This is a genomic window from Streptomyces sp. NBC_01232 (assembly GCF_035989885.1).
In the GTDB taxonomy this organism is placed as follows: Bacteria; Actinomycetota; Actinomycetes; order Streptomycetales; family Streptomycetaceae; genus Streptomyces.
Genome location: NZ_CP108519.1, coordinates 64645 through 90157, shown reverse-complemented (window position 1 = coordinate 90157; position 25513 = coordinate 64645). Strand labels below are relative to the sequence as shown.

General features: G+C 70.9%; 15 protein-coding genes. 4 read left to right on the top strand and 11 right to left on the bottom strand.

The features are described 5' to 3' along the window. Positions 1-280: 280 nt before the first annotated feature. Both OG444_RS40240 and OG444_RS40235 read right to left on the bottom strand, forming a co-directional pair. Positions 281-757, bottom strand: coding sequence for a hypothetical protein (locus OG444_RS40240; RefSeq protein WP_327267161.1), 477 nt, complete (start codon positions 755-757; stop codon positions 281-283). Between the two features lie 94 nt (positions 758-851). After that, on the bottom strand, positions 852-2312 hold the full coding sequence (locus OG444_RS40235; protein ID WP_327267160.1) for a DNA cytosine methyltransferase: 1461 nt from the start codon (positions 2310-2312) through the stop codon (positions 852-854). A gap of 793 nt (positions 2313-3105) precedes the next feature. On the opposite strand from OG444_RS40235, the gene OG444_RS40230 reads away from it, so the two are divergent. Both OG444_RS40230 and OG444_RS40225 read left to right on the top strand, forming a co-directional pair. Next, entirely contained in the window at positions 3106-3636 is a 531-nt protein-coding gene (locus OG444_RS40230; protein ID WP_327267159.1) for a hypothetical protein, read from the top strand. Between the two features lie 84 nt (positions 3637-3720). Then, the gene (locus OG444_RS40225) at positions 3721-3957 is read left to right on the top strand and encodes a hypothetical protein (protein ID WP_327267158.1); all 237 of its coding nucleotides are present in this window, start codon (positions 3721-3723) and stop codon (positions 3955-3957) included. A 26-nt stretch (positions 3958-3983) separates the two neighbouring features. On the opposite strand, the gene OG444_RS40220 is transcribed toward OG444_RS40225, so the two are convergent. The 9 genes from OG444_RS40220 to OG444_RS40180 are packed head-to-tail and all read right to left on the bottom strand — an operon-like array spanning position 3984 to position 23420. Further along, positions 3984-14318 carry a hypothetical protein gene (locus tag OG444_RS40220; RefSeq protein WP_327267157.1) on the bottom strand — a complete coding sequence of 3445 codons (10335 nt, stop codon included), beginning with the start codon at positions 14316-14318 and terminating at the stop codon, positions 3984-3986. A gap of 10 nt (positions 14319-14328) precedes the next feature. Beyond that, on the bottom strand, positions 14329-14844 hold the full coding sequence (locus OG444_RS40215) for a hypothetical protein (RefSeq protein WP_327267156.1): 516 nt from the start codon (positions 14842-14844) through the stop codon (positions 14329-14331). A gap of 23 nt (positions 14845-14867) precedes the next feature. Then, on the bottom strand, positions 14868-16550 hold the full coding sequence (locus OG444_RS40210) for a type IV secretory system conjugative DNA transfer family protein (RefSeq protein ID WP_327267155.1): 1683 nt from the start codon (positions 16548-16550) through the stop codon (positions 14868-14870). Next, a complete protein-coding gene (locus tag OG444_RS40205) occupies positions 16550-18100 on the bottom strand; it encodes a type VI secretion protein (protein ID WP_327267154.1) in 1551 nt (516 codons plus the stop codon). Before OG444_RS40205 ends, OG444_RS40210 begins: the two co-directional genes overlap by 1 nt. Continuing rightward, positions 18100-19620 carry an SCO6880 family protein gene (locus OG444_RS40200; RefSeq protein WP_327267153.1) on the bottom strand — a complete coding sequence of 507 codons (1521 nt, stop codon included), beginning with the start codon at positions 19618-19620 and terminating at the stop codon, positions 18100-18102. Before OG444_RS40200 ends, OG444_RS40205 begins: the two co-directional genes overlap by 1 nt. A 1-nt stretch (position 19621) precedes the next feature. After that, positions 19622-21460, bottom strand: a complete 1839-nt coding sequence (locus OG444_RS40195; protein WP_327267152.1) for a hypothetical protein — start codon at positions 21458-21460, stop codon at positions 19622-19624. Continuing rightward, positions 21450-22232, bottom strand: a complete 783-nt coding sequence (locus OG444_RS40190) for a hypothetical protein (RefSeq protein ID WP_327267151.1) — start codon at positions 22230-22232, stop codon at positions 21450-21452. The genes OG444_RS40195 and OG444_RS40190 overlap by 11 nt, the downstream gene beginning before the upstream one ends. Continuing rightward, positions 22229-22570 carry a hypothetical protein gene (locus tag OG444_RS40185; protein WP_327267150.1) on the bottom strand — a complete coding sequence of 114 codons (342 nt, stop codon included), beginning with the start codon at positions 22568-22570 and terminating at the stop codon, positions 22229-22231. Before OG444_RS40185 ends, OG444_RS40190 begins: the two co-directional genes overlap by 4 nt. 16 nt (positions 22571-22586) lie before the next feature. Next, a complete protein-coding gene (locus OG444_RS40180; RefSeq protein ID WP_327267149.1) occupies positions 22587-23420 on the bottom strand; it encodes a hypothetical protein in 834 nt (277 codons plus the stop codon). A gap of 399 nt (positions 23421-23819) precedes the next feature. On the opposite strand from OG444_RS40180, the gene OG444_RS40175 reads away from it, so the two are divergent. Together OG444_RS40175 and OG444_RS40170 are read left to right on the top strand one after the other, a co-directional pair. Next, the gene (locus OG444_RS40175; protein WP_327267148.1) at positions 23820-24860 is read left to right on the top strand and encodes a bifunctional lytic transglycosylase/C40 family peptidase; all 1041 of its coding nucleotides are present in this window, start codon (positions 23820-23822) and stop codon (positions 24858-24860) included. Beyond that, entirely contained in the window at positions 24857-25471 is a 615-nt protein-coding gene (locus OG444_RS40170; protein ID WP_327267147.1) for a hypothetical protein, read from the top strand. Before OG444_RS40175 ends, OG444_RS40170 begins: the two co-directional genes overlap by 4 nt. The last annotated feature ends 42 nt before the right edge of the window (positions 25472-25513 follow it).

Here is a 25513-nt window from a genome sequence, read left to right as displayed (position 1 = left end):
GCGCCTTCGGGTGTTGACGGGTTGGGACCGGCGGAATACCGACCGCCCTTCACGGGGCGGGTTCGCCGGTCCCCTTTTTTCTTGTCCTGCGGCCCGCACCAGAGTCGTGCGGCGGTCCGCACCGGGGGGAGGCCGGCCGGCAGCGTGACGCCGGACGGGCCTGGCCTGCGGCCGGCGTTCGCAGCGAGGACGACCACCGCGACGAACCGTCGGCCACCGCGCGCTGGCGCCCCGCATGTGGCCCCGGGCCGGGAGCGGGTCCCGGCCCGGGGCGGTGTGGCTAGGGGGCGTCCGTGGTCGGCATCAAGGCAGGGTCTGTGAGGATGCACGCGGCGGCCCGGGGGAGGTCGAGCCGGTAGCGGGTGCCGAGGTCGTCCCCGTCCAGGGCTGTGCACAGCGGTTCCCATGCGTCCTGGTTCTTGTCGGTGAGGTCGCAGCTCCAGCCCGTGAGGTCGTAGGAGGCGTTGGCTTCCTCGAACTGGTGGCGGCCGCCGTCGGCGGTCCAGTAGTAGCCGGTGGCCGTCATCGTTCCGAGGACGTGATGCCGCAGCAGTTCCAGCCCGGTGGCGTCGAATCCGGCGTCGTGATCACCTTTGGTGAGCAGGTCGCGGACGGTGGCGGCGAGGAGCAGGCAGACCGCTCGTGCGACGGCAGCGGAATCGGTGCTGCAGTCGTCGGCGCGGTCGGCGGCTTCGGCCAGCGTGAGGCTGTCGGGGAGGGTGTAGCTCTGGGCGGCGGTCGGCCGGTCATGCGTCATGGTCAGTTCCTTTGTCGGTGACGGGTGGGACCGGGTGGGGCGGATACCGGCCGCCCCACCCGACACTTATTCGCTTACTGCAATAGGTGACAGATCAGAGGGCCGCGAGGACTCGGCGCCCGATCCACTCCGCGACGTTGCACGAGACGGCATTTCCGGCCTGGAGCGTCTGCTCGTGCTTCGTGCCGTGGATGAGATACGTCTCCGGGAAGGCCTGCGCGTTGAGCTGTTCGCGGGGCTGCAGCATCCGGAAGTGGCAGGAATCGATGTCGACTCCCGGCCGCAGGAGTCCGGCAGAGTCGCGAGTGGCGAGGGTGAGCAGGGGCTCGTCGGTCGACTTCGCGACACCCTTGCGGTACGGGATGACCAGGCCGTGGTGGCGACCCCCGGCGGTGACGGCGGCCAGGGGCTTGGTGACCGGAGCGTGCTTGCCGTTCCGGCGCATGGTCACCACGAACGAGCCGGGGATGGTCAGCAGGCCGTCGCTCTCCCGGGTGGTCCGGGTGGGCATGGGCTCGGCCAGGGCGGTTCCGCCGGTCCGCCACGTTCCGCCGGTCGGCACGAGCATGCCCTGGGGGACTACCAGGCCCTCGCCCACCCTGGCGGTGCGGGACGGGAGCGGCGCCAGCTCGGGAAGGGCCGTACGGCCGTCATGGCCGCCATGGTTGACCGTCACGAGACTGGCCCGCTGGGGGTATTCGTCGAGGCCTCCCTGGATCCGGGCCAACGTCTTGGCGGCCAGGGGGCGGGTGCGGCTGCCGATGGGGGTCCCCAGGTCGCTCCAGTCGATGGCTGCGGCGGCCGGTCGCACGTAGGGCTCCACCCGTGCGTTCTGGCACTTCGAGTTCGGGCATCGGTAGTCGTACTGCATGCCGTACTTGCCGACCTTGCGGCCGTTCCGCCAGGACTGGACGGCGCGGACGTCCTCGGCGCATTCGGGGCACCAGGCCAGCGGGCGGGGACGCAGGTCCGGCACCTTGATGTCGCTCCGGGTGAACACCACATACACGCGGTTGCGCCACTGGGGGGCCGGGGCGAGGACCTCCCCGCCGACGTGGGCGGAGGAGACACTGACGATCTGCCCGACGTAACCCTGCTGCTCCACGCCGCTGAACCACCAGTTGAACAACCCCCAGTCGGTGACGAACTCGGTGACGTTCTCCACCATGATCACCTTGTACTTGTGGACCTCGACCGCGCGGACGACGTCATACGCGGTCGCCCTGGTGCGAATGAAGGCCGCACTCTCGACGGGCTCGCACTCCTCGTCCGTGAGCCCCAACTGCGAGGGCCTGCCGGTGCGGCGGTTGCCTCCGGCGGGGCTGATCTCAGTGCAGATCGGCGACGCCCACAGGACGTCGGTGCGGGGCAGGCGGCGCATGTCGACGTTGTTGATGTCGGCGCACAGGTGCTCGGCGTCGGGGTGGTTGGCGCTGTGCGTGGTGATCGCGACGGGACTGTGGTTGGCGGCCATCTTCAGCTCGAATCCGGCGGCAACCAGTCCAGTCGAGGATCCTCCGGCCCCGCAGAAGAGATCGGTGGCGGTGTAGGTCATGCGGACCGTCCTTCGGGTTGGTGGTGGTGACGGGCTGTCGGGGGCGGATACCGTCCCCCCTTCCGACAAGAACCACTTTACTGCATTAGCGTTCACGCGTCCAGCTGATCCCTTCATGTTTCCGCAGGTCAGGGGCATCTTTTGGGGAACTGAACAAGCGTCCAGGCCGTCAGCAGCGCTCGCCATGGCGGGTGCGTGCGGGCCCCGGCGCGCGCTTCTGCGAACACCTGTGCCGCACCGCCTACGGCGCTTGGGCTGGCGGGTGCCCACGGGCGCGCGGGAGGCGGTTCTCGACGCGCTCATCAACCCCGGCCGGTCCGCACCGACACGGAGTGACCCCACGAAGCCTCAGACCGAGCGCGGCAGCAGCTGCTCCCCGCCAGCCCTCCCCGGAGCGCCAGGTCGCCTCACGCAGGGTCCGGATCGACGGCGGGGGTACGGCGGCCCGCCCGGCTTCGGGGCTGCCAGACGGCCGCTCAGGGCCTGCGACCCCACCCCTCCCGCCGCTGGCCGTCTTTTCGACGCCCCGAGATGCCGCAGTCGGCAGCGGCGCCGGCCACGCATGCCATGTAACGGATGCCGCCCGTCCAGAGGGCGGTCACTTCGCATGCCGGGAGTTCGAGTCTCTTCCGCCTCGCGCGTGACCGTCGCGGCCGGGACGGACATTCGCGCCAGAGCTGTCGCCCTCGGCCCCAGCCGCGTCCTGGCGGGAATGAGAACGCATGCAGTCCCTCGTCTGGGGCGACTTCGGAGCCCGGCCGTGTCGCCGACCGCAGTACGACATTGACCGGTCATGAACACCATGAGGACCGTGGCCGCACTTGCCGTGGCTGCGGTCTCGGCCACCGCGGCCGCCCCGGCCACCGCCGCCCCGGCCCTGCGCTACAAGTGCGCCAACAGCACACGCGACATCGACGACACCAGCTATGACGGGCCGTGGCCGGACAACTGGAAGATCACGGTGAAGACGTGCGCGGCTCGGTCCGGGGCCACCGTCCACGCCTACGCCGAGGCCCGGTGGGACGGGCCCGGCTTCTACCCCGTCGACGATCCGACGATCTTCGACGGGGCCAAGCTGCGGGTCCAGATCAAGCAGTCCCGCCAGGGCACCGACCCCGTGGTGATCGAGCGGGACTTCACCAGCATCGAGCAACGGATGGAGGACAGCACGCCCGGCGCCGACTACGACGGCCACTACCGCACACCGACGATCAGCCATCGGGCCGGCAGCGGGGCTCTGGCCGACGCGGTGCTGTTCCTGGACTGGCAGGGCGACGGGCGCGGCTACCAGCGCCACGACTACACCGCCTCCCCGGCCGTCTGACGCTCCCGCCCGGTGCTCCGGTCCGCCGCCGGGTGGTGCGTCAACTCGGACCCACCCAGCGGCCCGACCGGAGAGAATCACCTGGTGAACACTCCAAGTCAGGCGCGAGGCATCGGCCGCGGCGTCAGCACCCTCATCCCGCAGAGCGCGACCGACCAGGCCATGGCCGCGCTCACCGGGCTGGAGACCGTGCCCGTGCACGTCGGGCTCCTGCAGGCGGCAGCGCTGCTGCTGGAGGACGCCGGGCGGACCGCCGCCGATGAGGCGACGGCGGTCGCGATGGCCAGGACCGCGGGGATGCTGCGCTCCGCCATGGAGTGAGGTCCCTCGCCCGCTGTCTATCGGTTCTAGGCCGACGCCCGGGGGGTACGGGCTGCGGGAGTCACAGGGGTGGCGACCCGCGGTGTCGGCGCGGCCGCCGTCTGGGCCGGCCTTTGCATCCCGGGCGGCAGGGTCACCGACAGGCGGGCCGAGTGTGCCCCGGCCGCCTTGGCCAGGCCCTGCAGGGCCTGGACGTCGGCGGGGGCGAAGCGGGCTGAGCCCACCGCAAGGGCGACGAGGGCTTGTGCCTGTTCGGCGACCGCCCCGTAGGAGCCGACGGCCGGGCCGTTCTGGGCGTCGTGGGGCGGGATCTTCGTCCAGGCGTCGCGGAACGCCAGTACCCGCTTGTGGCTGGAGCCGACGGCTTCCTGCCCCATGGGGGTTTGGATCCACGCCTGGAAGCGCGCGGTGACCTCTTCCGCAGCCCGCACGGCATCGTCGCGGGTGGCGTACGCGGTCGGCTTCCTCCGCTCGACGAGCCGTTGCATCAGGAGATCGGCCTCGGCCACCGCCGCCTTGGCCGGGGCCGGCGTCACCTCTCGTGTCGGCCTGATGGATGCGACCGTGCTGTAGGTGAGGGCGGCGTCGGAGAGTTTCAGCAGGGCATCGGCGGAGGGGAGGTCTCCGGTGCCGGGGCGGAGGCGGTTCGCGAGCGCCGCCGCCTGAACCGAAATCGCCTCGCAAGCCCGGATCGACACCGTCTTCCAGAACCCCTGGAAGCGGACGTCCTCGCGCAGCTTCTCCCAGTACGGGCCGGCCTTCTCCTTCATCACGTCCCAGACGTGACGCAGGGCGCCGCGGACCGACTGGATCCGCTGCCACTCCGGATGGTCCTTGAGCGTGTGCGCGTGGACGTCCGCTCCTGCTGCGGCCTTATCCACCGCTGTCGCTGCAGCTGGAACTGCAGGCGACGCCTGGGGCTGAGAGGGCGAAGCCGGGGCGGCGGGTGCTGTGGCGGCTGCGGGCTCCTGCGTTCGCGGATTCAGGACCGCCAGATCGGCGGCGACCGCTGCCCGGACCTCGGCGGCGGGGACAGGGAGGCCCAACTCGTCCCAGGCGGCCAGCGCCTCCTCGAACTCCGGCCACTGGTCGTCCGGGTACTCGGGCGGGATGTGGCTGGCAGGCGCAGCGACCGGCTTCCGGAGGTGCGGTTGGCTGTCCGGGTCCTGCCACAGGGGCATTGCGTCAGGTCCCGGCCGCACGTGCGCGACGGCGTTAAGGCCGGTCGTCTGATCCACTGGTGTGGCCATTGCGGGTACCTCCATGTCGTGCGCCGCGGCTGTGGGCGGCGCGATCTGTGGGGCGGCGGTGTGCTCCGGCTGCTCGCTGCCGGACACGGAGCTGGGCGGCCCGGGGGCGGCCTCGGCTTCGTGATGTTCTTGAGCGTTCGGGACGGGGCCGGGGGCCGGCTGCTCGTCGGCGGGCTCGCGCGCGGCCTTCTCCGGCGCGGCTTCGGGGGCAGAGTGTTCGAGGGGTTCGCGGCTGCGGGGGACCGGGGTCGTGTGCTCGGGCACCGGGTTGGTGTCCGCGGCAGGAGCCTTCGGTTGGGCGCCGTGGTTCTGCTCGGGGACCTGCCTCTCGGCGGCGGGCCTTGAGGGCGTCTTGGGGATCGCCGGGGTCTCCTGCGGCGCCGCCTCGGCGGGGGGCAGTCCCGTGTCCGGGCCGCTGGCAGAGGTGGTGCCTGCGGACGGTACGGCCTGCTGCTCGGCGTCTCCGTTCGGTGGGCCCGCTGCGAGATGCGCTCGTTCCGTGTCGGTGTACTCCGGCCAGGATGCGTAGCCCTCCGCACTCAGCCAAGAGGTGACTCTCGGGTTCGGGGTGCCCGGATGGGTGTGCGCCCAGACGATGTCGTGGCTGGTGGGCCTGCTGAAGAGGCGTGCGACCAGCTCGCCGTCCTCGTCCACCACGACGGTCCGCAGGAACACCAGAGGTCCGATGGCCAGTTCGTCGGGGAGCTGGGCCGCCGTATAGGAACGGCCCTGGTAGCTGAACTGCGACCATGCCGGGGTGTCGGCCAGGTCTCGGCCCGTGACCGGAGGCATGTCCGTCGCTGCAGTCACCTCGTGTGCCGGAAGGTCGCGGTCAGCGAAGGTACGGATGGTCAGACCGTCATCGGACGTCGACTTGACCACGTAGAGCCATCCATCGTGGTAGACCTCGGTACCGGTCTCGAAACCCCCGGCCTGCGCGTCCACCGCAGCAGGCGCCTGATTCTCCGGGGCACCGGACGCTGCTGGTTCGGCCACCGGCCTCTTGGCCTCTTCTGCCGGTTCCTTCGGCTTCAAAGCCTCGGTTGGCACCGTGGGGTCCGCATCCGTGCCCGCGGGGGCCGATGTCTCCTCGACCGTTTCGGTCCGATCCGGAGCGGGAGCCGTGTCGGGAACACCGAACAGTCCCAGCTGGGCTGGAGGTGAGGTCCGGGCGGCGGTCATCTTGGGTTCCTTGTCACTGGTGGGTGGCTGGGCAACCGGCGGAGCGTCGTCGAACGTCATCTGTCCTTCAGGGATACCGGGCTCCTCCCCTTCGGGGTCAGGCTCATCCTGCGGGCCCCGGCCCGGGACGCGCTCCGGCGGAATCAGCCCGAACGCGTCGAAGAGGCTCAACGTTCCGTATGCGTCGGCGTCCGGCTCCGGATTCTCTTCGGTGTCGCCGGTGTGCTCGGGCGCCGGCAGCGGGCCCGGAGCGGATTCCGCTGCCGGGGGTCCGGTGTCAGGGAGCTGTTGCCCGGCCCGTGCCTCGGCGTCCGGGTCATTGCCGCCGTGGTCAGCGCCTTCTTCCGCCTGCGGGCTGCCGCTGTGCCCGACCGCGCCACGGTTCCTGAGGCGTGCCATCGGTGCCGGAGGCTGCTGGCTTTCCTGGACGGCCTGCGGCTCGGCGGCCGGGGTCGGCACGGGCTGGGGCAGTGCGGGGGCGGGGGTCGTCTGGTCGTACGCCGCAAGGGCGCCCGCGGCCTGGTCCACCTTGGCCTGGTGGGGAGCGCGCTGATCGGCACGTTCCCGGACGGCCTTCTGGCGGCTGTCCGGGGTGGGGTGCGTCTTCGGGTCGAGCATGGACTCGGTCAGCTCGGGATGCTTGTCGCGCTCGGTGATCGCGCCGACGACGGCGTCCAGGAGCTCGACGCGCTGCCGGGCGTGCTCGATGGCCGGGCCGTAGTCGACGGCTGCCTGCTGTGCGGCGAACACGGTGATGTCGGCTTCCAGGACCGGGAGGCGCTTGCGGTCCATGAGCTGCTGGTCTTCTGCCTTCTCCAGCGCGGTCGCCAGGCGGCCGATGATGGTGGAGCCGAACTTGGGGTTGGCGAGGTCGCCGATGGAGCAGACGGAGTCGCTGTTTCGCAGGTCGGGGAAGCCTACGTGCGCGCGGATCTCGGCGCCGCTGTCGAGGATCTCCGCTCGGATCGCGAAGTCGAGGCCGCCGAAGGTGCCGAGCTTTGTCCAGGGCCCCATTCCGAGGGTGCTGTGGCCGCGCAGGGCCGTCATGACGGCCTGCCGCAGGACGGGGCCGGCCTCGCCGCGCCGGTCGAAGTCGCGTCCTGCGAGGCGGATGTGGAAGGCGTCGCCGCGGATGGTGGCGGTGATCTTCGGCAGGGCCGTGTCCCGGGCAGCGACGGCGACCATGGTGTCGGCGAGTTCGGTTTCCTTGTCGAGGAGGAGCTCGGCCAGGCGGACGCGGTCGGCGGCTAGGTTGCGGCGGTCGGCCTCCAGACCTTCGAGATGTCCCTTGGCCAGCATGAACTCGCGCATGTACGGGTTGCCGCCGATCTCGGCGGCCATCGTGGCGTAGTCCCAGTCCGTGCCGCCGATCTCCTCGACGGTGTCGCCGTCGTCGTCGCCGATGCCGGGCGGGCGCTGGATGTCGCGCAGACCCTCCGCCTTGGAGGTGAGCAGTCCGACCTGCCAGGCGTCCATGCTGCCCTTGGTGGCGAGGAAGAAGATGTTCACCGCCTCGTGCTGGTTGCCGGGGCGGATGACGCGGCCGTTGCGCTGGATCATGCTGGCCGGGGTCCAGTCCTGGTCGATGTGCATGAGGCTGTGCGCGCGGTTTTGGCCGTTGAAGCCGGTGCCGAGGACCTCGGTGGAGCCCATGAGGACCGCGATGCCGCCATTGTTGGCGGCATCGGCCATCGCGGCCTTCTTCTCCGGGGTGGCGTTGTCCTGCGCGAACTGGACCAGGTCGCGGGGGACACCGCGGGCGGCCAGCAGGTCGCGCAGCTCGGCGTAGACGTTGAAGTTGCCCTTGTTCCGGCCTCCGGGGGTGCCCGAGTTGCAGAACACGAAGAACAGTCCGCCGGGGACCGGGTGGGGTGTGTCGTCGCGGCTGGAGACGTTGTAGATGTGGTCCTTGTGGACGTGGTACTCGGCGGCGATGATGTCGGCCGCCGTGACCAGCTTGTTCGCGGCGGGCGCGTTCGCGTCCACGAGACGGGGGTCCAGCGCGACCGCGCGGCCCTCGCCGGTGACGGCCAGCATGTTGTCCTCTTCGCGGCTGACGTCGCCGGCGTGGATCGCCTGGCCCCTCGCCACCAGGGTCTGGAGCCTGGAGCGCTGGTCGGCGGTCGGCTCGACGAGCACCAGCTGGGGGGCGCCGCCGGCGAGCACAGGCCGCTCGATGCCGACCTCGTCACCGGTCTTGGTGTCCGCTGCCAGCCCCCACATCGTCTTCATCGTGCCCTTCGACACGAAGCGGGAGAACCGCTCGACGACCACCAGGCCGCTGCCGTCCGGGGCCATCTCGATGCGCTGGACCCTCTGCCCGAAGGTCTCCGCCCACAGGTCCGGGCCGCGGACGCCGAACTGGTCCAGCAGCCACGGCGCCCCGAGTTCGAGGACCGAGTACTGCTCGAAGATCGAGTTCTCCATCGGCGTGCCGGTGCCGAGGGTGACGGTCGGCCGTCCGCCGACAAGGTCCGCCATCCGGTGGTGCCAGTCGATCTTTTGGTGCAGGTCCACCGCGCGGACGCTCGCGGTCTCGCCGCCGGCCTCCTTCGAGCGGAACCCGATCGCGGTGAAGCGGTGGGCCTCGTCGATGCAGGCGTAGTCGAAGCCGAGGTCGTCCCAGTACACCTCGCCCGGGGTGCGCATCGGTGCGTCGTTGCGCCGGATCCGGGATTCCACCGTGGTCAGGCGCTGTTCCAGCTTCATCAGCGCGAAGTTGTTGTGCGGCACGCCGCGCTCGCGTTCCAGCTGCTCCTTGAGCGATTCGAGCTCGCGGAAGAGGTACAGCTCCTGCTGCTCGGGGCTCATCCGGATCGACTGGAACGCGCCCTCGGTGAAGATGACCAAGTCGGGGGTGTTCGAACGCAGCCATTCCAAAACCGGGCGACGGTTCTCGCCCTTCAGGTCTTCGGAGGTGATCAGCCGGATCTCGGCATTGCGGTAGAGAAGCCGGGCCTCGTCCAGCCACTGCCGGGCCAGGTGCGGCTGGACGACCGCGAACGGCTTGGAGATCTGCCCGGAGGCCTTGAGGGCCTGGGAGCCCATCACCATGGTGGTCGTCTTGCCCAGGCCGACCTCGTGCGCGAGGACGACGCCTCGCTCGAACTGCATCCTGGCGGCCCCGGAGAGCTGCCACGGGTGGGGGGTCCGCTCGGTGGTGAACCCGGCCAGGGTCGGGGCGAGGCCGTCGTAGTTGCGGACGACGTGCCCGTTCATCTGCCGGTTGTATGCGTCGGTGAGCACGGTGACCCGGGCGGTACTGGCGGTGCAGTACTCCTCGAAGGCGGACCGCATGGAGTCGGCCTTGTAGCGCATCGCGCGGGTGGCGTCCTCGTCGACGCCGCTGTCGTCCAGACGGTCGACGACCATCGACGCCTTGCCGAGGAGGGCCTTGGCGATGTGGACGGCCGAGCGGCGTTCGGTGCCCTTCAGCGCGTTGATCGCGTCGGGGACCTTGCCTGCGGCCAGGGTCCAGCCATAGCGCTCGTTGTGGCTGATCTGGAGCGTCGGGTCGCCGAGGTACTCCCGCAGGAACCCTTGGACCAGGGGGGCGGGGATCCAGTGCGCGCCGAGTTGGGCGGTGAACTGCCCCAGCCGCTTGTCCGGCGGCAGCGCCGCCTCCAGGGCGGCGACGTTGACCGCGTACGTCGGGTCGGATGCGGCGGCCTCGCGCGCCTGGTCGAGTTTCTGGCGTACCGGGCCGGACAGGTAGGCGCCGGCGTGCTCCGGCTTCCCGGTGACCGGGTTGTCGAAGACCTCGGTGCCCAGGCGGCGGCGGGCCTCTTCCGGAGTGGTGTTCAGCAGGGAGGCGATCAGCGGCAGGTCGACGCCGCCGGTGGCGCCCATGACGGCCGTCAGCGCGGTCTTCGGGTCGTCGGTGGGTTCCAGGTCGCCGCGGCGGGCGCCCGGGCGTCGGGTGAGGACCTCGGAGGGCACCGCCCGGTCGTTGGCCCGGTCCCAGCGCTCCAGACCAAGAACGAGACCAGCGTGCGGGTCCTTGCGGAACCAACCCCAGCCGGTGGGGAGCCGGCCCTCGCTGTCCGGGGCGACTCCGGCCTCGCGGGCGGCGGCCCGCGCCACCTCCGTCGGCTGCGCCCTGCGGGTCTGCCCCGGCTTCGAGACGGGCCCGTACTTCTTGGTGTACGCGGCGTGCAGTCGGGCCAGCCCGGCGCGTACCTCGCTCGCGCGATCCGGGTCATCGCCGGTGCGGTCCAGGTCCCGCAGCTCGCCGGCGACGTCGCGCAGCGACATCAGCATCCGCAGCTGCTCGGTACCGGCGGCGCCGTCCGCCGTGACGACGCGTACCGGGTCGGCGCCGTTGACGTGCTGCCAGACCCGGGCCTGGTCGTCGGTGTAGAGGCGGCCGGTGAAGTCGGTGGCGTGCCTGTCGCGGGCGGTCTGCAGCAGCAGCGGCGGGCGGTCGGGTCCGTCTTCGTGCGGGGCGTAGCCCCGGCCTGCGGTGATCGCCGCCGCTGCTGCGGTCTCCATGCGCTCGCGCAGCAGCCGTGGGGCGGTGCCCGGGTCTCCCAGTACGGTCACGCGCGGCCCGAACTGGCCCATCTCGGAGGTGAGGCGGCCCAGCACGTGGTCGGGGTTCTGGGTGAAGTAGGAGTTCACGTGCAGGCGGTGGCCGCCGAGCTCGCGTTCCGGCGCCTCGATCCACCCCTGATCGCCCGGCTCCTCGCCCTCCGCGCGGCGGCGGAAGATCAGTACGTCCACCACGACGTCGGTGTCGGCGGTCTCGCCGAAGGTTCCCTTCGGCAGCCGGTACGCGCCCGCCAGGTCGCCCCAGCGGCCCATCGCACGACGGGCCTTGGTGTCCTCCCCGTCCAGGGTCCAGCGGGAGGTGATCACCGCCATGTAGCCGCCCGGCCGCAACAGGGCGAGCTTCTTGATGATGAATCCGTTGTGCAGGGTGTGCCCGTCGGCGCCGTAGCGTCGCTCTCCGAACGGGGTGTTGTGGGAGAACGGCACGTTCCCGATCGCGACATCGAACGTGCCGGCCGGGACGTCGGTGTCGGCGAAGGACTCGGGCAGCACGTTGGCGTGCAGGTAGATGCGTGCCGTGATCGCCGCGGTGGTGGGGTCCAGCTCGATGCCGGTCAGCCGCGCGGTCTCGGGTGCGACGCCGAAGAAGACGCCCGATCCGCAGCCGGCCTCCAGGACTTCTCCGCCGTCGAAGCCGTACGCGGACAGCCCTTGCCACATCGCCTCGGCGATCCCCTGCGGGGTGTAGTGGGCCGACAGGACGGCCCGGGAGGCGGCCCGCCACTCGAAGGGGTCCAGCAGTTCCTTCAGCTCGCCGCGCACCCGGGAGTAGGACTCCCAGCGGGCGTGGTCCGTCTCGAAGCCGCCGTCCCGGTCTCCGCCGGGCCGGTAGGTCGGCTCCTCGGGGTCGGGCTCGGCCAGGAAGATGGTCGGGACCGATCCCCAGCCCGACCAGCGGGCCAGGACGCGCTTCTCCTCAGCGGTGGCACCGCGGCGGTCGCTCTCCAGCGTTCGCAGTACCTTGATCGCTTCGAGGTTGGCCTCGGCGCGGGCCATCGCGCCGATCGCCAGGTCCGCCGGGTCGGGGCGGAACCTCTCCGCTACAGGTCCTCCGGCGGCGGCAGCATCTCGCGCAGCACCTGCTCCCGGGCCGTCGCCGCGATCTGTCGCAGCTGACCGACCCTGCCCTCGTAGTCCGTCACCGGCTCCAGCGTCTCCTCCAGGCTCTCCTCGGCCTCCTCGATCGCGTCCTCCATCTGCGTTCCCAGCCTGAGGAAGAAGCTCTCCGGGTCCTGCATCGCCGCCAGTTCCCGGGGCCGGAACTCCTCCCAGTGCCTGCGCAGCAGTTCCTCGTTCCGATGGGCCGTCGCCATCCGCCTCGCCTCCCTCGTCGTTGTCGTCGACGCTACCGTCGAGCGCCGCCATCTGTGCCGCCAGCCGGGACGAGTCCACGCCCCGGCGCTCGACGTCGCCGCCGGCGGCCCGCACCTGCTCGTTCACCGCGTTGATGCCGATCAGTGCGGCGCCCATCGCCGGGATGCGCCGCTTGGCCGCCTCCCGCTCCCGCTTGGGCAGGTTCTCGTTCAGGGACTGCTCGCGCAGGTCCTCCGTGGTCCGCTCAGCGATCCGAGCCAGCTCCCCGAGCAGCCCCTCCTCGAAGGAGAACGGGTAGGCCCGCATCACCTGGTTCGTGAGCGGGTTGAGCACCTTCGTCTGCGTCGGCAGCTGGTAGTGGGTGAGGATGTTCAGCACCCGGTCGTACTCGCGGGAGAGCTCCGCCGGCCTGCGCCGCAGCCACGACACCAGCGGTTCGTGAGCGCTGACCGGCAGCATCACCTGCCGCTCGCGGCCCCAGGTACGCCGCGGCAGTGTTTCCGGGTCCTGGTCGTAGCGCTGCACCAGGGCGGCCATCGCCGCCGGTCCGGAGTCGAAGTCGCCGATGCTGCTGCGCTGGTCGTAGTCGGCCAGTGCACTGAACTTCTTTCCCTGGCGCTGCACGTAGCCGTAAGAGCGCTCCGAGCCATCGATCAGGGCGCCCCGGCGGCCGCCGATGTCCCGGCCCAGGGTCGCGCGGGCGGCGTCTGGGTGCTGTTCCAGGCCCCGCCGGTACCACTCTGCTTCCACGGCCCGCAGACGCTCTGCCCGGGCCGTCTTGACCGCCTCGCTGTGCGAGTAGGCGGACTGCTCGGCGTTCCCCGCCGTAAGCGACCCCAGGTCGGCGCTCTCGGCGACCAGATCCTCCAGCGGTACCTCGCCCACCGGAGTCCGCTCTCCGTAGGACCGCGCCCGCCGGGCGATCCGTTCCTCCTTGAGGGCCGTCCGGCGGGCGGTGACCTGGTCGTGCAGCTCGTGGGTGGTCGGCAGGTTCGTCCACGTCGCCCCGATCTGCTCGTAGGCGCTCTCCACCGCCACGTCGTCCAGGTCGGCCACTGGCGGGCCCGCCAGAATGTTCCGGGCGATGCGGACGTGCTGCTCGACGGTCACCGCCGTCTTGCGGCGCTCCAGCGTCCGGTAGTTCTCATCCGAGGCGTGGAACGGCGTCTTGTAGATCGTCTCCTGCCACCACTCGGACTCGGCGGCCAGGTCCTGGGCGCTCATCTCGGTGACCGGCGCCGACGTGGCCACCCGCTCCAGCAGGCGCTCGCCGCGCTGCTGCCGCAGCGTCTTGTACCGCTGTTCCGCCTCGGTGCTGTACGCCCGGTACCGCTCCGTATCAGCGGACTTCTCGGCCGCCACCAGCTCCTCGTACGAGAGGCCGGTGAAGTCCTCCGGAGCCGCCACCGGCTCCGGAGGTGCGGCGGGTACCCCCGCGGCCTGCGGTACCGGGACGAGCGGGGCCACGACCGGCGGCGCGGCAGCCAGGTCCTCCGGCGTCTGCCCGGGCCCCAGCACCACGACGTTGCGGCCCTGATTCGAGAACGCCAGCAGCACCGCGGCGAGGTTGCGGTCACGGGTGGCCGGGTTCCACCTCCGGCCCGTCGCGTACCCCTGCCGCTGCCCCGACCAGAACAGGTTCCCGGCCTTCACCGCCCGCCGGTCGGCGTCGTCACCCTTGACGGTGCCGTACACCGCGGCAACGCCGTCCTCCTCCCACCGCACCCAGACCCGGTCGCGGACGCCCGGGTCCGCCGCAGCCCTGTGATGGCGCGCGGCCAGCACGGCGAACGACGTGAGCCGCCTGTCCCCGAGCCCGTCGCTGACCAGCTTCGTGTCACCGACCCGGCCCACCAGGGCGTCGTTGTACCCCCTGCGGGCGGCGGAGGCGATCTCGACACCGTCCGGGCCGAACACGGTGACCGCACCGCCCTTGACGACGGCGTGGTAGCCCGGAATCCCCTCCACCGGCTGTGCCCCCTCGGGAAGCGTCAGCGGACCGGGGGAGCCGGCCGGTGCTTCCTCGGGCCTGTCCGCCGCGGTGGGGCTGTCGATGATGGACACAAGGCCTCCTCTAGAGCGGCGCGTTCAGCTCGGCTTCGTGGCGGCTGAGCTCGGCGGCCGCCGGGTGGACGGCCGAGGCGCTGGTCGCGTCGGAGAGGTTCAGGTACAGCTCGAAGTCCTCGTGGCTGCGAGCAGGCGGGGGAACGATGAGCGGCGGTTCCTGGTGGGTGCCGGTCGCGCAGGCGGCGAGCTGCAGGCGCGGTACGAAGGCGTGCAGGGTGTTGATCCAGTCGGCTTCGGCGAGCTCGCGCCCGGGTGCCTCTTCTCCGGCGTAGGTGCGCATCCAGCCCGCGTAGAGCGCGGTGAGGTGCTCGACAACGGCGGGGTGCCGGTACCAGCAGTGCGTGATCGCGTTGTGGAGCTCGAACGTCCGGCGGAGCCAGTCGACCCATCCGCCGAGTTCGCGCATCCGGATCCGCCGCTCCTTGGGTTCCATGGCCGCCCACACCCAGCGCTGCGGCTCGGTCTTCTGGGCGGCCCCGGGCGGCGTCGGCCAGAGGTCGGCGGGGTTCAGCGGGTCGGGCACGTAGGTCTCCTGGCGGTCGTCGGCTACTTCTTGGTGGGGCTGGCCTTGGGCTCGGCGAGGAGCTTCTTGAGATCCTTGTCGCGGAAGGTGAGGCGCATCCTCACCTTGATCGGCGGCAGGTTGGTGTACTGGGCGATCGCGGTGAAGTCGGGGAGCTGCTGCAGGGAGTGGACCGGCGCGAGGTCGGTCTCGGTGGCCTGCGTGTTGGTGGAGTGCTCGCCCCTGGAGCGGCCGTGGCTGGTCTTCATGACCTCGGTCCGTCCGTACAGGCCGGAGAAGTACCTCAAGGTCTCCAGGTCGCCGCATCCGGGCAGCAGCATGCGCAGGCCGCTCGCGGACAGGACGGTGTTGGCCTTCTGCACGCCCAGGGACTCGCGGAGCTGGGACAGGTCGTGCCAGACGGTCAGCATGGTGATGCCCATGCCGCGGCCGGTGGTCAGGATGTTGGGCAGCCGGGGGTAGCGGAGCATGTTGCCGGCCTCGTCGACGAGGATGCCGACGCTCGGGTCGATGGGCTTGCCGTGCGTGTTGTAGCGGGTCTCGGCGGCGTGGATGGCTCCGGCGATCAGGGAGCTGATGAGCGGGGCGAAGCGGTCCGCGTCGGCCTCGGAGGCGATGATGCAGATGGTGCCCCGCTTGTCGAGCCACTCCTCGAAGGTGAAGTCACTGTGGGAGCAGGTCTCGCGGACCTCCTCGTCGGCGAAGACGCGGGCCAGGACGTTGAGGCTGAACTGGATGGATCCGATGCCGTCCTCGTGCAGGCGCAGCCAGGGAGAGGCGTAGTCGTCGGCGACGTCGTTGAATCCGTGGGCGAGGAGGATCGCGCGGACGTGGTCGACGGCGTCCTTGCCCAGGGAGATCCAGCGGCGCATGTCGGAGATGCCGCCGCCGGAGAGGCGGGCGGCTAGCAGGATGCCCTTGAGGACGCTCTTGGCCTGGTCGATCCAGGGGGCGGCCCGCTTGTCGTCGCCGGAGGAGGAGGCCTCGGCAAGCCAGGAGGCCATCCGGTCGGCGGCCTTAGCGTCGGTGCAGTACTCGACCGGCGACCAGTGGTCGCTGGCCCGGCCGGGGATGCCGGCCGGGGCGATGACCCAGACCGGGCCGAAGTAGCGGCGGCGGGCGTAGATGACGTCGAGGTCGGCCGCCTTGGTGGTGGTGACCACCAGCGGCCCTTCCCACTCGGACGCGTTCGGCAAGACCAGGCCGGTGGTCTTCGACGAACCGGGCACCCCGAACACGGTGGCGCTGATGTTGGGCTGGGCGGCCACGACCTTCCTGGTGCGCAGGCCGCGGCCGGCTGTGATGCGGTTGACCCGCTTGCCGGGGTCGTTGTGGGCGGACATCTTCCGCTCGATCTTCGCTCCACCCCACTGGGCGCCCCCGGTACGCCCGCCGAACGACACCGCGCTGGCGACCTTGACGATCACGGCGCCCAGGGCGAGCACGAGGAACACGGTGAGCGCGTAGAACAGCCAGGGGGGCGGGGCCGGCTGGTAGACGGAGGCGGGGCCCTTGACCAGGGCTGAGATGACGGTGATGGGAACGCTGTCCGAGCTGCCAATCCAGCCGTTGCCGGAGAGCAGTCCGGCGAGGGGTCCGGCGAGCAGGACGGAGCCGCCGATCGTGACGACCAGGCCCGCGCCGTACGCGGCGAGCAGCGTGTTGTCGTCGAGTCCGGCGGCGGACGGGCCGGTGCGCTCGGCCATCAGATCACCATCTTCTCGTCGGTCTCGAACAGCCTTTCCTCGGTGCGGGAGAGCATCAGCTGGACCGCGTGCCCGCCGCCGCGCCCGACCTTCCAGAGGGCGCGGCCTCTCTGGCCTGCGCCCCATGAGCCGATGAGCCGGCATTCGGAGTCGGTCAGTCCGATGGCCTCGCGGGTGATCTGCAGGGGCCGGGTGTCCTGGGCGAGCTGGATGCGGGTCTCGCAGCTGGCGATGAGGTCGCGGGCGATGGCGACGGCCTCGGAGCCGGCCGCGCCCACGCTCTCGAAGTCCGAGAGGCGGTGGGTGGCGAGGACTTGGATGGTGCCGGTCGCCCGTGACAGCCGGAGGTCGCTGTCGATCTTCTTCACCATCGTGGCGCCGCCGGAACGCATCTGTCGCCAGAGCTCGTCGCGTACGACGATCCACGGCTTCTGTCCGGGCTGGTCGATCGCCGATTGCGCCCAGGTCGAGACGCAGGACAGCACCATCGCGACGGTTTCGTCGCCGTACTCCTGCAGGGCGGAGATGTCGACGGACTGGATGGGGGCGTCCCAGTCCAGGTCGATGGACGTCGCCTCGTCGAAGAGGCCGCCCAGGTGCCCGGTGACCATCCCGCCGAGGGCGGAGCGGATGGAGGCCATCTGCTCCCGGGCCCGCTGGACTTCCCCGTCGCGGATGCGGAGTTCTCGGGCCATCTCGTCGGTGGGGTCGCGCAGGCGGTCGTAGACGAGCGGGATGGTGGGCACGGCGAGGCGGGTAGTGCCGTGCAGTTCGCCGGTGACCTCGCGTACGGCGACGTCGAGTGCCTCCTCCTCCTGGGGCTGCAGGGTGCGGCGCAGCTGGAGTTCCAGCAACGCCTTGAGCAGGGTCAGGCGGCGCCGGTGGATCTCGGTCAGGCGGGATTTGAGCTCGGCGGGGTCCCTGATGAGGTCGAGGCCGACGCCCAGCGGGCCGGCGTCCAGGGGGTTCAGCCGCCCGGGCAGGCCGGGGCCGAGGCGAACGGGCTCCACGCCGAGGTGGCGGCACATGGCCTGGTACTCGCCCTTGACGTCTCCGGCGATCAGGGTGCGGTGGCCGAAGGCCATCAGCCTCAGGGACAACGCCTTGACGTGCGCGCTCTTACCCGATCCCGGGATGCCGGTGATCATGACGTTGGGATTGGTGCACAGGCCCTCCTTCACCCAGACCGCAGGATGCGCGCTGAAAGCTTCCGTGGTCAGGACGTTGCGGCCGATGTACGCGCCGATGGGCGGCAGGCTCGCGGCGTGGAGGTAGGGGTATATCCCGGCGGCGTTCGCCGTGTCCGCGCGGACGACTTCGGTGCGGGGCATCGAGGCAGCCCGGCCCGCGAAGGGGCGGGTCCAGCCCTTCCTCGGGGCCACCCTCATGGCCGTCTCAGGGTCTTCGAGTAGGCGTTCGCGGCGCTGCTCGCGAGCGGTCTTCTGCGCAGGGACAGGCACGGGCGGGCGGTCGGCGATGCCGGCGGCCTCGTCGATGCCGATGGCCTCCAGCAGGGTGTCGCCCGCCGGGCGGCGGGAGAAGAGGCCCATCAGAATCCCATCCGTCGGTCGGGCAGTCCCTGGCCCAGCGGCAGGGCTCCGGTGGCGAATCCGGTGTCCTGGGCCCCCCACATGCGGCGGACCTCCAGCCCGGAGGCGGCCGCGTCGGCCTGCAGTTCGGCGCAGGCGGTCTCCAGCTCGTCGAGCTCGGTGACGGTCACGGTCAGGACGGCGGTCATCCGCATGACGCCCTGGCCGGAGGCGCGGGCGGCGTCCTGCTGCCGGGAGATGGCCTCCTCGCGGCGCTCGTCCTCGCTCTCGTCCCGGCCCGACTTGGCGCGCAGGTGGCGGGCGGAGCTCCGCTTGGCCTTGTCGCGGGCGAGCTCCTGGCGGGCGCGGCGCGGTCCGATCGGCTCGTAGAGCAGGGTCATCGAGCGCCTCGCGTTCTGCCGCGGGCGCAGCAGCGGCTGCAGGATCGTCGCGTACACGGCGGCCTGCGGCCAGGTCCGCACCTGGTAGGACACCGACCAGGCACCGTCGTGCCGGTAGACGCCCCAGGCCGTCTCAGCGGCCGCGGGCCCGGCGAGGTCGACGTCGACGCCCGGAGCGGTGCCGGTCCAGTCGGGGGCCTGGGCGGCGGCGGTACGGGTGGCGAGCATCTGCTGTGACTCGGGGTCGTACGCGGTCCGCACCGTCGCGGCCACCCGCCGGGGCGGGAGCCACTCGGTGACCTGCAGGCTGGCGGTGGACAGGGCCTGGCCCATCGCGTGCAGTTCGCGTACGAGGACGGCGGCGGCCCCGGTCTGGCCGCCGCCCGCGCCCTTGATGGCGAGGCGGGCCCGGGCGCTGGAGAGGGTGACCGTCAGGTATGTCTCACGCGTGGCTGCGGCCGGCCCGGCGCCGTCCATCAGCTCGGCGAGGGCGGTCACCGCGGCGGCCGGTGCGTCGGCGGTGACGTGGCGGGCGGTCCAGGAGGCCAGGGCGGCGCCGTCGTCGGGCAGGCACCGCTGGTGCACGGCAATCCGGGTGACGGGCGAGTCCTCGGTGCAGTAGGACCGCAGGAACTGGGCCCAGGACGCCACGCGCGAGGCCTGCTTGTCGGTGTCGACCAGGGCGAGACCGGGGAAGGAGACGCGGGCGATGGCGCTGTAGGTGCCGGCCACGGGGTCGTGGACGACGCCGAGCTGGCCGCCGAGCCCGTCGGGTGCCTCCAGGATCCGCAGCCGGGCCAGGACGCCGGGCAGGTCCATCGGCTGGCGCCCCGTCTTGGCGGAGCGGGGCGCGAAGGCGCCGGAGAAGAAGAGGTTGCGTCGGGTAGCCACGGAGATCTGGTGCCTTACTGCGAGAGAGATCCATTCGTCTGCGCTGAGCCCCGAGACCCGCCCGAAGGCGAGCGCGAGCAGGAGCAGCGCGAGGGGCACGCACACGAACGCGGCCTGCCAGCCGACGTTGAACGGCATGAGAGCGAGCAGGGAGGCTGCGGCAACCATGGCGAAACCTGGTCCGGACAGGCGTCCCATAAAGCCGGTCGTCTCGGACTGCCAGCCTCCGTAGGAAACGGGTTGTGACATGTCATCCCTCGTCGTTCGCGGAAGGGGCCGGTACGGGCTGCGGGTCCGGCGGTACCTCGGACGGCGCGCCGATCGGAGCGGGCGCAGGTCCCCCTCCGCGGCGCGGGGCGATCACGACATGCCGTCCGCCGCCCGCGCCCTGGTCGAGGCCTGCGTGGGCGGCCGTGTTGGACAGTCCGGACTCCAGGGAGTCCTTGCCTGCCGCCACCACCTGCAGGCCGAAGGCGGCCACGCCCATGGCCTTGCCGCCGAAGCGGGCCGCGGACTTCACCGCGCCGCCCACTCCGCCCGATGCTGCGGGAGCCGCCGCAGGCGTGGAGTTCTCGGCTTCCAGGGCCTTGGTGTAGCCGACGCCACCGCCGACCGCTCCGGCGCCGCTGGGGTCGGGACGGTATCCGCCGGAGGACGAGGAGGCGGAGGAGCCGATCGCGCTGATCCACCCCGACGCCATGGAACTCCCCGCGCCATTGGTCGTGAATGTCATGAACTTCGCCAGGACCGGCCAGCAGAAACACGCGGCCAGGAACATGACGAATCCGACGAGCATGTTCTGCACGCCCTTGCCCTCGGCCATGGCGAAGAAGCCGATGGAGAACACCGTGACGATCGCGGGCTTCATCAGGACCAGGGCGGTGAAGGCGTTACGGGCCTTGGGCCACCACTCGGCGGTGGCGTCGGAGAGCTGCCCCGCGAGGGTGATGGGCATGGTCGCGATGATGATCACGATGCCGACCTGCCGCATGAGCATCTCCACCCACAGGGCGGCAATCGCCAGGATGCAGACGATGCCCATGACGATGATGACGCCGACCGCGGAAGTCGCCACGGTCTCGCCGGCGATGAGCGCGCCGCCGACAGTGGCGGTACCGCCGCCTCCTGTGATCAGGCCGCCGAAGAGGGTGCCGAGCTGATCCTGCATCGCCTTCGTAGCCCCGTCGTCGCCGCTGCCGCCGCCCTCGAAGGTCTTGTTGATGATCCAGGTCGATACCACGTCGGACCAGTCCAGGGCGGTCTGCGCGACGAGCAGGTAGACGGAGGAGATGACGGCCCACTTGCCCAGGCCGAGCAGCGCGGTCGCAGCCGGCCCACCGTCGTGGCTGACGGTCACCTTCCCGAACTGGATCAGGAGCAGGAAGACGGCGAGGACCGCGGAAAGCGAGGTCATCATCGCGGTGACCTTCCCGACTCCGGTCTTGCTCAGGTCGATCGAGGATGTGTCGTTGAAGATCTCCGCGAACGAGGACAGCAGCCAGACGACCGACTTCCCGATGTAGGAAGCAGCCTCTTTCAGTGCATTGGAGGCGAATTCGGAGAATTTACCTGCGACCCAGTCCAGCAGCCCGGAGGACTCCTCCGGGAACTTCTTCTCCCCGTACCACCTGCATGCGGTGAACGGAATTTTCCTGTTCACCACACAGTCGGTCATGTATTCGTTGAGCTTCTCGTAGTTCTTCGCCTGCTTGTTCGCGGCCTTGCGCCACTCCTCCAGGCGACGGATCTCGGCCTCGCTCTGGTCTTCCGGAGAGCAGTCCCTGGCCCCGTTGCCGTCGGCGCCCTCACAGATGGGGAGGGTGCCGGGCAGCTCGCCCGCCTCCGCCCGACGGCACAGGGCACGGTCGTCGATCCGGTCGACCAGGCAGTACTTCCCCTTCGGGTCGAGACCGACGGTCTCCTGTTCCCACTCCTTGGGGATGGGATCGGGCGGTCCGACGGTGGCGTGGTATTTCGGATCGTCGGCGGCGACGGCGATCGACAGGGTCGCACCCGCGCTGAGGAATGAGAGCAGGGCGCAGAGCAGGACGAGTGCGCGGGAGATCCGCTGGAAGCGCTCAGTCGGCATGGCGGACCTGGACCCATCCGTCTTTCCAGGCGTACGGGCTGGTCGGCTCGTAGGCGACAGGGAAGGACCGCAGTTCGTTGAACTCGTCGGTGAACTTCCAGGTGCCGTCCTGCCACTTCACGGTGAAGTCGACGGTCTCCCCGCGCAGGGGGTTCTCGTCGCGGCCGCCTTTGGGGCCGGTGGCGAAGCGGTCGTAGGAGAGCCAGACCTGCATCACGTCACCGGCCGGCAGGCCGGGCGCCTTGACGGTGGTGGCCCGGGTGGCGTGCACCGCGGTGGTGAAGGTGATGTCGGCCGGAATGCCGCCGGAAGGGGGCAGGCCCAGTGCTTCACGCATCGTGCGGATCTCGGAGATCCGCTTGTCGACGTATCCGGGGGAGTCCTTGGATGCGACGGCCGTGAGCTGCTGGTGGGCCTTCTCGTCGTCGAGCCAGGCGTACTCCTCCCAGAAGTAGACGACGGCGGAGATCCCGCCGCTGGGGGAGCCCGGGAAGCCGGTGGACACACCGTCCTTCTGCCCCGTGGGCTTGCGGAGCTCGGTCTTCTTCCCCTTCTCCGGGGTCATCGGGCCTGACGCGCCAGTAGCTGTCGGCGCGGGTGCGCCGGCGGACGGACTCGCCTCGGCCTGCGGTTTCCCGTCGGGGTCGCCCTGCATCAGGGTGGCGGCGGTGAATCCACCGGCGACCAGCAGGGCGGCCACGGCGATGACGATGGCGGCGAGGATGAGCCGCGCCTTGCGGGCCTTGAGCCCGTTCGAAGAGTCCACGCTCACGCACTCGTCATGGTGAAGACGGCCAGGACCAGGGAGGACGTCAGACCGATGCCGCCCGCGCCGATCAGGCTCCACAGCACGCTCTGCTTGCCGCGTGCGGCCAGCGCGGCCCGCTCGGTGTTGTGGCCGATCGCCACGAGGGCCCATCCGCTGAGCCCGCCCAGCACGGCGAGGGCCAGGCCGCCGCCGGCGGTCCAGGCCAGGATCATCTTGGTCGGGTTGTTGACCGCAGCGGGCAGCGCCGGGTCGAAGTCGGGCACGGGCCCGACTTTGTCGGCCAGAGTGACCATGCCGGGGTCGGTGGCAAGGGTGTGCAGGCTCATCAGGAAGTGGCTCATGTTCGGTGATTCCTCGTCAGACGGCAGCGGGGACTGCAGCGGCAGGGAGCGGAGCGGGCTGCGGAGCATCGGGCAGCGGGTCGCCGAAGGATTCGCGGGCGACGGCAAGTAGGGCGGTAGCCAGGTCGCGCGCTGCCTGGCGCGTGCGTGCACGGGTCCGGGTCGGTTGGGCCTGGAGTCCGTGGGCGCGGATGTCCACGTCGTGGGGGAGGTGGACCACGGCGGCGGTGCGGGCGGACAGCATGGTGGCCGCTGCCCGGGCGACGGCGGGCGGGCGCCCGTCGGTCCCGGCGACCAGGACGACGACCGTGCGCTGGAGCGGCAGACCGTCCGCATGCAGGACCATCACGGCCTGCTGCAGGGCCTGTATCCCGTCGGCCGTGGCCTGGGCGCACAGCACCGGAACGGTGAAGGGGAGCTCGCACCAGGCGCGGGTCAGGCTCACCCGGCCGTCCGTGCACCGGGCGGCAAGCAGGTCGTGGGCGACCGGGTGGGCGGTGTCCGCCACCAGGGCCTGCCAGCCGCCCGCGGCCGCCAGTTGGTACCAGGCGGCTGCGGGAACGGGCAGGGACAGCGGGGCGGCGCTCCACTCCCGTCCATCGGTCAGGACCGCCCAGTCGCCCTCGGACGACCGGCGCACCGCTGCTGCGGCGCGGATACGGGTACGGGTCAGCGGGACATCGTGCGGGATCTCGGCGAGCCCGCCGGCCTGCGACCCGGCGGTCCAGGTCGGCCACGGGGAGGCGAGGCGAGGCGCCAGGTCGACGAGAACAGTGTCGGCGGCCGCCGCGAGTTCACCGGCGAGCAGGTGCGCCACTGTTGACCGGGCGCTGCCGCCCGTCGCGGCCATGACCGGCACGACGAGGCGCGAGGCCTCAGCAAATCCCGGGATCGCCGAATTGCCCTTTTTGCCCACCGAACCCCCCGTGCACAACAACGAAATCCGTAGCTAATGTGAACTTCGAATGTTCACGGCGCGCAGTCGAAATCCGTCGGCACCCTACACCGGACCTCTGACAGCCCCTGAGGGTTCATCACCAACGGCTCCTGCAAGCAGGAATGGCATAGTGTCACGATCCACGACGCGAAACCACGGGGAAATACAACTGGCCATGTGGCCTGAATAAGTCTTCGTGGCCGCAAATCCGGGGGATGGCCGAGGGGGATTTCGATGGGGGCGAAGAGGTGGGTTGGACTTGCTGTGGCAGGTGTGGTGGCGACGCCACTGGCCCTTGGGGTCGGTTTGGTGATGCTCCTCGCCGCAGTCTCGGAGGACGGCGGTAAGGGCCGGGACGTCGGGACGTGGCCGACAGCGGGATCGCTGCGGATCGGGGGCCGCGACGGTGTCCCCGCCCAGTACGCGCCCCTGATCCTGGCCGCGGCCGCCGACTGCAAGGAAGGCCTGCCCCCGGCAATCCTGGCCGCACAGATCTGGGCCGAGTCGAATTTCGACCCCACGGCGATCTCCCGCGACGGCTCGGGCAGGCCGATCGCCCACGGCATCTCCCAGTTCATCCCCGGCACCTGGGCCAGCCAGGGAATCGACGGTGACGGCGACGGCGACCGGGACGTCATGGACCCCAAGGACGCGATCCCGAGCCAGGGCCGCATGATGTGCGGCCTGCTGCGGACCGCCAAGAACCATCCCGAGTACAGCGGATCGGCCATCGAGAAGGCCCTGGCCGGGTACAACGCGGGCTGGGGGAGGGTCGAACAGTTCGGAGGCGTCCCGCCCGTCGGCTTCGCGGAGGGGCAGACCTACAACTACGTGAAGTCGATCCTGGCCCAGTCGGTGAAGTACACCGCGCCCGGCGGCAACGGCGGTCCGGTCGAGCTGCCCGCCGGATTCGAGTTCCCCCCGGACACACCGCCCCAGGTCCGCACCGCCGTGGCCTGGGCCCTGGCCCAGAAGGGCGGCTGGTACCAGCTCGGAGGCGACTGCACCGACGCGCTCGGCTCGAACCCCCGGCACTGGTGCGACTGCTCCTCCCTGATGCAGCAGGCGTACAAGGCCGCGGGCATCACCATCCCCCGGGTGACTTTCGACCAGATCGACCTGCCCATCCAGGTCGGCCTGGACAGCCCGAAGCCGGGCGACTTGGTCTTCAATGCCGGGTCCGACGGCTCGGCCGCAAGCCCCGGGCACGTCGGCATGTACATCGGCTCGGGCCTGCTGATCGAGTCCCCGCGCACCGGGGTCAAGACCCGGATCGTCCCGTACAGCAGCTGGCGCAACTCCACGAACTACATGACCAGGGCCACAGGAATTCGACGGGTGGTCGCCTGGTGACCGAGACGATCACAGGAGACGCGGTGGACGAAGACCGGACGCTCTTCCGGCCCTGGGGTCTGGTCGACCCGGCATTCTGGGCAGGGCCGGAGACCGAGGAAGCCGCCACTGCCGCTGCGGCCCCCATCGCCGTCGACGCGGTTGCGGACGTCGTGAGCGCAGAAGTCACCGAGAAGCTGGCCGCCATCCAGACGGCGGCCGCCGTCGACCTCGCGCGCGCGGGCGCCATCGCCGAGGAACTCGACGCCAAGACCACGGCAGTGCGCGGGGAGCGGCACATCGAGACGGTGCGGGTGAGGGAGGTCCGGGCATACCTCGTGCTTCTGTCCGGTCACCACGAGACCGCAGTGGCCTGGTACCTCCACGTCGTCCGCCTGCACGCCGCCCTGCACGGCCCGGACCACGACGAGACCACGCTCGCGGTGCGCCGCGCGTACAGCATGTGGAAGGCACTGCCGCCCTCAAAGGCAGAACCCCTTGCCGACGGGCTGATCGAAACCTTCACTGAAGTGCAGGGAGCCGGCGCGGACGCAGTCCGGCGGATCCAGATTCAGCTTGCGCAGCGGCACCCTTCCAGCGCGCAGCCCGCCCAGGTCGTATCAACCCGTTGAGGGTGCCCCCGGAAGGACCACGATCTCCGGCCGCGCGCAATC

What these genes read in the sequence shown, in the direction of transcription:
- OG444_RS40240 (WP_327267161.1), bottom strand. Translation starts at nt 757, where the DNA reads ATGACGCATGACCGGCCGACCGCCGCCCAGAGCTACACCCTCCCCGAC.
- OG444_RS40235 (WP_327267160.1), bottom strand. Translation starts at nt 2,312, where the DNA reads ATGACCTACACCGCCACCGATCTCTTCTGCGGGGCCGGAGGATCCTCG.
- OG444_RS40230 (WP_327267159.1), top strand. Translation starts at nt 3,106, where the DNA reads ATGAACACCATGAGGACCGTGGCCGCACTTGCCGTGGCTGCGGTCTCG.
- OG444_RS40210 (WP_327267155.1), bottom strand. Translation starts at nt 16,550, where the DNA reads ATGGCCGAGCGCACCGGCCCGTCCGCCGCCGGACTCGACGACAACACG.
- OG444_RS40205 (WP_327267154.1), bottom strand. Translation starts at nt 18,100, where the DNA reads ATGGGCCTCTTCTCCCGCCGCCCGGCGGGCGACACCCTGCTGGAGGCC.
- OG444_RS40200 (WP_327267153.1), bottom strand. Translation starts at nt 19,620, where the DNA reads ATGTCACAACCCGTTTCCTACGGAGGCTGGCAGTCCGAGACGACCGGC.
- OG444_RS40195 (WP_327267152.1), bottom strand. Translation starts at nt 21,460, where the DNA reads ATGCCGACTGAGCGCTTCCAGCGGATCTCCCGCGCACTCGTCCTGCTC.
- OG444_RS40185 (WP_327267150.1), bottom strand. Translation starts at nt 22,570, where the DNA reads ATGAGCCACTTCCTGATGAGCCTGCACACCCTTGCCACCGACCCCGGC.
- OG444_RS40180 (WP_327267149.1), bottom strand. Translation starts at nt 23,420, where the DNA reads ATGGCCGCGACGGGCGGCAGCGCCCGGTCAACAGTGGCGCACCTGCTC.
- OG444_RS40175 (WP_327267148.1), top strand. Translation starts at nt 23,820, where the DNA reads ATGCTCCTCGCCGCAGTCTCGGAGGACGGCGGTAAGGGCCGGGACGTC.